This is a genomic window from Mycobacterium sp. (assembly GCF_002863225.1).
Lineage (GTDB): Bacteria > Actinomycetota > Actinomycetes > Mycobacteriales > Mycobacteriaceae > Mycobacterium.
On the sequence record NZ_PKEK01000003.1, the window covers coordinates 1 to 6,035 of the forward strand.

At 65.9% G+C, this 6,035-nt stretch carries 6 protein-coding genes and 1 pseudogene; 3 read left to right on the forward strand and 4 right to left on the reverse strand.

Annotated elements, in window-relative coordinates; translation table 11 throughout:
* Window positions 1-587, forward strand: a pseudogene (locus CYU59_RS00075) (DDE-type integrase/transposase/recombinase); the annotation flags it as partial.
* A gap of 52 nt (window positions 588-639) precedes the next feature.
* Here the strand turns inward: CYU59_RS00075 and CYU59_RS00080 are convergent.
* From CYU59_RS00080 to CYU59_RS00095, 4 genes are read right to left on the reverse strand one after another with little or no spacing between them, the layout of a single operon-like run.
* Window positions 640-909, reverse strand: coding sequence for a hypothetical protein (locus tag CYU59_RS00080; RefSeq protein ID WP_292974682.1), 270 nt, complete (start codon window positions 907-909; stop codon window positions 640-642).
* Window positions 909-2,249: a site-specific integrase gene (locus CYU59_RS00085; protein WP_292974683.1), complete on the reverse strand. Its 1,341-nt coding sequence runs from the start codon at window positions 2,247-2,249 to the stop codon at window positions 909-911. Before CYU59_RS00085 ends, CYU59_RS00080 begins: the two co-directional genes overlap by 1 nt.
* Window positions 2,204-3,406, reverse strand: coding sequence for a hypothetical protein (locus CYU59_RS00090; protein ID WP_292974684.1), 1,203 nt, complete (start codon window positions 3,404-3,406; stop codon window positions 2,204-2,206). Before CYU59_RS00090 ends, CYU59_RS00085 begins: the two co-directional genes overlap by 46 nt.
* Window positions 3,403-4,611, reverse strand: a complete 1,209-nt coding sequence (locus CYU59_RS00095; RefSeq protein ID WP_292974685.1) for a tyrosine-type recombinase/integrase — start codon at window positions 4,609-4,611, stop codon at window positions 3,403-3,405. The genes CYU59_RS00090 and CYU59_RS00095 overlap by 4 nt, the downstream gene beginning before the upstream one ends.
* A 116-nt stretch (window positions 4,612-4,727) precedes the next feature.
* Between CYU59_RS00095 and CYU59_RS00100 the strand changes: the two genes are divergently transcribed.
* Together CYU59_RS00100 and CYU59_RS00105 are read left to right on the forward strand one after the other, a co-directional pair.
* A complete protein-coding gene (locus tag CYU59_RS00100; RefSeq protein ID WP_363113617.1) occupies window positions 4,728-5,060 on the forward strand; it encodes a hypothetical protein in 333 nt (110 codons plus the stop codon).
* A 38-nt stretch (window positions 5,061-5,098) separates the two neighbouring features.
* Complete coding sequence (locus CYU59_RS00105; RefSeq protein ID WP_292974686.1) at window positions 5,099-5,872, forward strand: AAA family ATPase; 774 nt, start codon at window positions 5,099-5,101, stop codon at window positions 5,870-5,872.
* The last annotated feature ends 163 nt before the right edge of the window (window positions 5,873-6,035 follow it).

Consider the following 6,035-nt stretch of genomic DNA (forward strand, 5'->3'; position numbering starts at 1 on the left):
CACGGGCCGCGAGTCGGCGACCGCAAAACCTACCTTTTTGCCTTCTTGGATGATCATTCACGGCTGGCGACCGGCTACCGGTTCGGCTTTTCCGAAGACACCGTGCGGCTGGCCGCGGCGTTGCGCCCCGCGCTGGCCGCCCGCGGGGTTCCCGGCGGGATTTACGTCGACAACGGTTCTGCCTTTGTCGATGCGTGGTTGTTGCGGGCGTGCGCGAAACTCGGTGTACGCCTGGTTCATTCGGCACCCGGCCGACCCCAGGGCAGGGCAAGATCGAACGGTTTTTCCGCACCGTGCGCGAACAGTTCCTCATCGAGGTCACCGACACCAGCGAGGACCTCACTACCGCCGGCGTGGATCACGCCACCGCATTGTTGGAGCTCAACCGGCTGTTTATGGCCTGGACCGAAACCGAATACCACCGCCGGACCCACACCGAAACCGGGCAAAGCCCGTTGGCCCGCTGGGACGCCGGCTTCGAGCGGCTCGGGCGGACCCCAGCCATGCCGACCGCCGATGAGTTGACCGAGGCGTTCTTGTGGTCGCAATACCGCGTGGTCACCAAGACCGCCACCGTATCGCTGCACGCCATTCTCTGAACTACGAAACCTCTTGGCTCCAGAGGGTTTTCGAACTCGATCATGTTCGCTTTCCGGGGAGCCTCTCGACGAGGTGGCGGATGTGGTGGGCGGTGAAGCTCAGGTCGTCGATCAGGTTGCAGGCTCGGAAGCCTGGGTGGGCGCGGCCATTGCGGGTCATGAACACGGTGAGCAGATCGGTGACGTCGGTTCCGCTGCGAAGGAATTCGTCGATCTCGTCGAGCAGTTCGGCGAGGTGGACGAGGGAACCGATGGGATAGGTGATGGTCGTGGGTTCGTCGGTTGGTTCGAGGTCATCGTGCTGGGTCATCATGCGTTCCTGATCTCGGTGTCTGTGGTGGCGGTGCGGGTGGCGACTTCGCTGAAGGTGGGGATTCCCAGTTGGATGGTGGCGGCCCGGCGGGCCATCTGATCGAGTTGGGCGAGTTTGGTTTCCGCGCCTGCGAGGCTCACTCGGAGTCCTTCGACTTCGCCGTGCCATCCTTCGCGTTCGGCCTCGGTGATCCGGTCGCGCAGGTTGTCGCGGATCTCGGCGATCCGGGTCCGTTGGCTCGGCGAGGGCCGCAGAAGGGGGCAGCGCAGGCAGCTGTGCTCGTGGATGCACGGGCTCGAATAGCTTCTGCCGCATTCGCCGAGGGCGACGCGGCGCCGCTGGAAGTGGCCGAGGAATTCTTCCCATTCCTCGTCGGTGGGCATCCGGTATTCGTCGCTGGGCCGTAGCTGACGGCGGCGGGTGATGAACGCTCGGTGGCCGTTGATGACTTCTTCGGGGTAGACGGTCTTGTATCCCATCGTGACGTTGATGTCGCGGTGACCCGCGACGAGCTGGGCGATGTGGGGCGGCATGCCGTGCATGACGGCGTCGGTGATGAACAGCCGCCGGAAATCGTGGGGGGTGAATCTCAGCGGCGCGCCGGTAGTGTCAGTCAATCCGGTGCTGGACAGCGTGTCGTTGATCAGGTGGCGGATCACGACGGGGCTCAGCGGCCGGTCTTCCAGGCGCCAGTGCCATTGCAACAGCAGCGGCATCGGCGGGTTCCAGACTTTTTCGTTGTAGTCGTATGCCGCAACCAGCGGTATGCCACCGCCGGGCTGGCGGATGCGGGTGACGATGGTGGCCAGCACGTCGGCCAGTTCCGGCGAGATCACCAGCAGCCGTTCGGCGTCGGTCTTCGACGGGGCGATCTGCAGCAGCGGAATCAGCTCTCCGGTGGCCGCAAGCCGGTATTGGATGAGGCTGTGGTGGCTGAGTTCGGTCAGCTCCTCGATGCGGATGCCGGTCAGCCGCAACACCTCGATGGCGGCCCATGCCCAAAAGGCGCGCCGCTCTTCAGCTTTCAGGTCACGGCGATTAGCGGTTACGGGATCCTCGGCCCACAGGTGGCTGCCGGATTCCGGTGAGCGCTCGGCCCGGCGCAGCACCTGCCCGTCGAGACTGAACTCTCCGCCCGGCTCAGTGGCCAGCGCTGCGGCCAGTGCCCGCGCGGCCCGGCTGCGCCGGTTCTCGGCAGCGGTCATCAATGTCGGCAGCACCGGCAGGCGTTCGCGGGTGCGCTGGTCCATGCGGGACTTGCGGGCAGCAGCGGTTTTAGCGCGGCCGCTGGTCAGTTCACCGTCGCGGATGGGGCAGACCGCGACCCACGGCCCCACCGGGCCGGGTCGTCGGCGGCCCATTGGGCGATGTCCAGATAGAACGTTCGGACGTTGCCCAGGTGCTGGATCGCCGATAGTCGTGGCGAATGACGCTCGACGACCTCGCCGTTCTCGACCGTCGTTGTGGTCTTCACCTGCATCCGCAGCTTCCATGCTGCGGCGACCTCGGTGGGCAGGTGCAGTGAAGCGATGCCCGGGTGGTGCAGTTCCAGGTCGCGCCAGAACAGCTTGCCCAGAACGTAGGACAGTCCGAGCACGGTGTTGTAGTCCGCGCTGACCTGGAACTGCCGTAGGTAATCCACGAGCAGATCCCGGATCGGCCGGCACTGGATGTGATAGCGGTCGATCATCTCCTCGATGCTCATCTGGCCGCAGACGTGGAACGCTCTGGTGCTGGCCGGGGCGTTGTCGGGGAACCGGCCCAGGGAACGCACCAGCTGATAGAAGAACGAGCTGCTGTATGCGCGGGTCTTGCCGCTGGCTTTGGTGATCTCCGCGGCGATCTGCACCATCTGGAGGCAGTCGCCGACGGTGATGTCGGCGGTCCGTCCGCCTTTGGCCGCCATGATCATCGCGATGCGCGCCAGCGCGATCCGGCGCGCCGTGTCGCCGACGGCCAGCCGCCGGCAATGCTCGTTGAGCACCGCGAATCCCTGCGGGTCGCGGCTGCGGGCCATCGCAGTCGCGAGGTTTTTCGGCGACGGAGTCGCCAGCAGCCAGTCCAGGCTGGGGCGGATCACATCGGCGCAGATCAGCACCGAAAGGCCGCGCGAACAGCGGTGCTGCAGGTTGCTGACCGCGATTTCGGTGCGCCCGGCCGCCAACGGTGTCACCGGGAGGATCCGCCAGTCGGCGGCACGTTCCGCGCCGGAGGCGGCCCACCGCGCCTGCCAGGTTCTTCCCGGCATCGTTGCCAGCCAGTCCAGCACGGTGCGCACACTTCGGCGCACCTCGGCCTGGAATTTGTTGTCGGCGGTGAACGGCACGGTGAGCGCAAGGACACACCCGCGTGAGGCTTCGGTCGCCTCCCACGACACGGGAATTACCCGGGGCGGGAATTGCTTTCGCAGTTCGAACAGGTCACGACGATCCCAACGGTGTCGCTCACGGCTCGTCTCGGGCACCATCGTCGAAGCCGGCACCGTCGTGGTCACCGCGCGGCTCCCGGGAACAGCACATCCAGTGACTCGGATCGGTATTCCGGCGTGAGCACGGCCGGCGCCGACGGCGCCACTGATCTCCGCGAATGGTGGGCCAGGATGCTTGCGATGGTCTCCTCGACCGGAGCCGAGGTATAGATCTGGGTGGTGGTCAACTGGGCATGGCCCAAGATCCACTGCACGTCCGTCAGCGGCATATCAGGGTCGCGGGCCATCCGATAGGCAGCCGTGTGACGCAGGTCATGGATCGAATAATCCGTTCCGAGAACAGAATTCACGCGGATGAACATCGCGCGGGCAGCGTGATAGCTCAGCGGCCGGAACGGCCGCCGCAGTGTCTGCCACAGTGGATCGTCGCGCCCGGTCCGCACCTGTCCGTGGAATTCCGCCTGATACAGCCGAAGCCACACGAACGCATCCGGCGAGGCCGGCAGCTGCTGCGCCGCCCGGCTGCCCTTGCGGATCACCGTGATCAGCTGCGATCCGGTATCCACATCGCCGCAGCGCACCCCGAGCAGCTCCGAAGCCCGGGCACCGGTCGAGACGAAGAACGCCACCAGCGCTCGGTCCCGATGCGATCCGAGCCCGGCGAACAGTTCGTTGAACTTCTCATCCGGGATGCAGCGCGGGGGCCGTTCGACCAGCTTGGGGCGATACAACCCGACACGCTCGTTGCGCTGCGGCTGCATCGGATTGTGATGCGCGCCAACCCGTTTGCGTCGACGTTCCCGCACCAGCGGAAACGGGTTCACCATGGGCCCGGCACCGGTGTCGACATGGAAGTCGTAGAACGCCCGCAACACACTCTCGCCATGCGCGCCAGTCCTCGGCGCATACTTCCCACCGGACGCCGCAGACGGCGTGCCGCTCCGGCTCCAGCGCACGCTCGCCGGCTTGCTTCCGATCTGCACCCACCGGCAGAAGTCACGCGCCTCGACCCAGGTCGCCTGGTCCCACGGCACCCGCACCGCCCACAGAAACCTGAACCAGCGCAACAGATCATGACCATACGATCGCTGCGTCGCTTCCGACCGCCCGCACGCCTGCAGCTCTTTCAGGAACTCACCGACCGGGCCGACAACCTCCCCGAGCGGATCGATCATCCGATACGGCTCCCACGGCGAACCGGTCGCGTCCAGCCGCCCGATGCGAGCAACCAGCAGCGCCGCCAGGTCCCGCCCCAGCTCATCTTTGACCACGGCGCCGAACCCTAACGGCCCCAATCCCGACCCACAGCTGAACAGGGAAAACTACCCCGGTAGTTCAGTTAACAGGCAACACCTACCAAGTCGACGCGGCGTTGGTCGGTCGGCGGGTGGAGCTGGTGTTTTGTCCGTTCGACCTGGAAACCGTGCAGGTCCGCTACCACGACAAGTCCTATGGGAAAGCCTTGCCGCACACCATCTCCCGCCACGCTCACCCCAAAGCCAAACCAGAGACACCCGAGCCCGATCCGCCGAGCCCGACCGGGATCGACTATCTGGAGCTGACCGCGGCCGCTCACCACGAGCAGCTGCGCCGCGACGAACGCATCGGCTATCACGCCCTCTACGGCAACACCGACGACAGCGAGATCCCCGGCCAGCTATCCATCGACGACCTTGCACCCAGCGTCGACATCGACGATGAGGATGAGGCGTCAGCGTGAGTATTCAACGGTTGCAAGCACATTGGGGATTCACCCGGATGCCGTTCGGGCGTGACCTGGCCCCGGCAATGCTACATCGGCATGCCGGCCATGGTGAGGCGGTCGCCCGCATCAGCTGGTGTGTGGACCAGCGCGCGATCGGGGTGATCACCGGCGAGGTGGGTGCGGGCAAAACCGTGGCCGTGCGCGCGGCTACCGCGGCGCTGGACCCGTCCCGGCACGTGTTCATCTACCTGGCCAACCCGACCGTCGGGGTGCGCGGCATGCTCACCCACATCGTGGCCACCCTCGGACACACCCCGGCCTTCCACCGGGCCACCCTGACCCCGCAGGCCGCCGAGGCACTGGCCAGCGAACACGCCGAACGCGGCCGCAACCCCGTGCTGGTCGTCGATGAAGCCCACCTGCTGGATAACCCTCAGCTCGAAGCGATCCGGCTGCTCACCAACCACGACATAGACTCCGGATCCCCGTTCGCGGTCATACTCATCGGCCAACCCAGCCTGCGGCACCGCCTCCGTTTGGGCGTGCTCGCCGCCTTGGATCAACGCATCGCCGTCCGCTACACGATTGCCGGGATGAGCGGCACCGACACCGCCGACTACATCGCCCACCACTGCAAAATCGCTGGACGAACCGACACCTTGTTCTCCGATGACGCGATCGGGCTGATCCACAACGCCTCCCGCGGTCACCCCCGCGCCATCAACAACCTGGCCATCCACGCGCTGACCGCCGCCTTCGCCGCCGATCACGCCATCGTCGATGAAAAGGCAGCACGTATCGCCATCGCCGAAACCGCAGCGGACTGAACCCGATTCACCTCAACCCGACCAGGATTCCGTCAACCCGACGAGCACCCCGTCACCACGCCCACCACGGCCCCGCTCACCACACCGAGCGGGGCCGTTCCCATCACCTGATTGTCGTCAACCCCGACGACGCCATCATCGTCATCGAAAGTGACGCGCAACA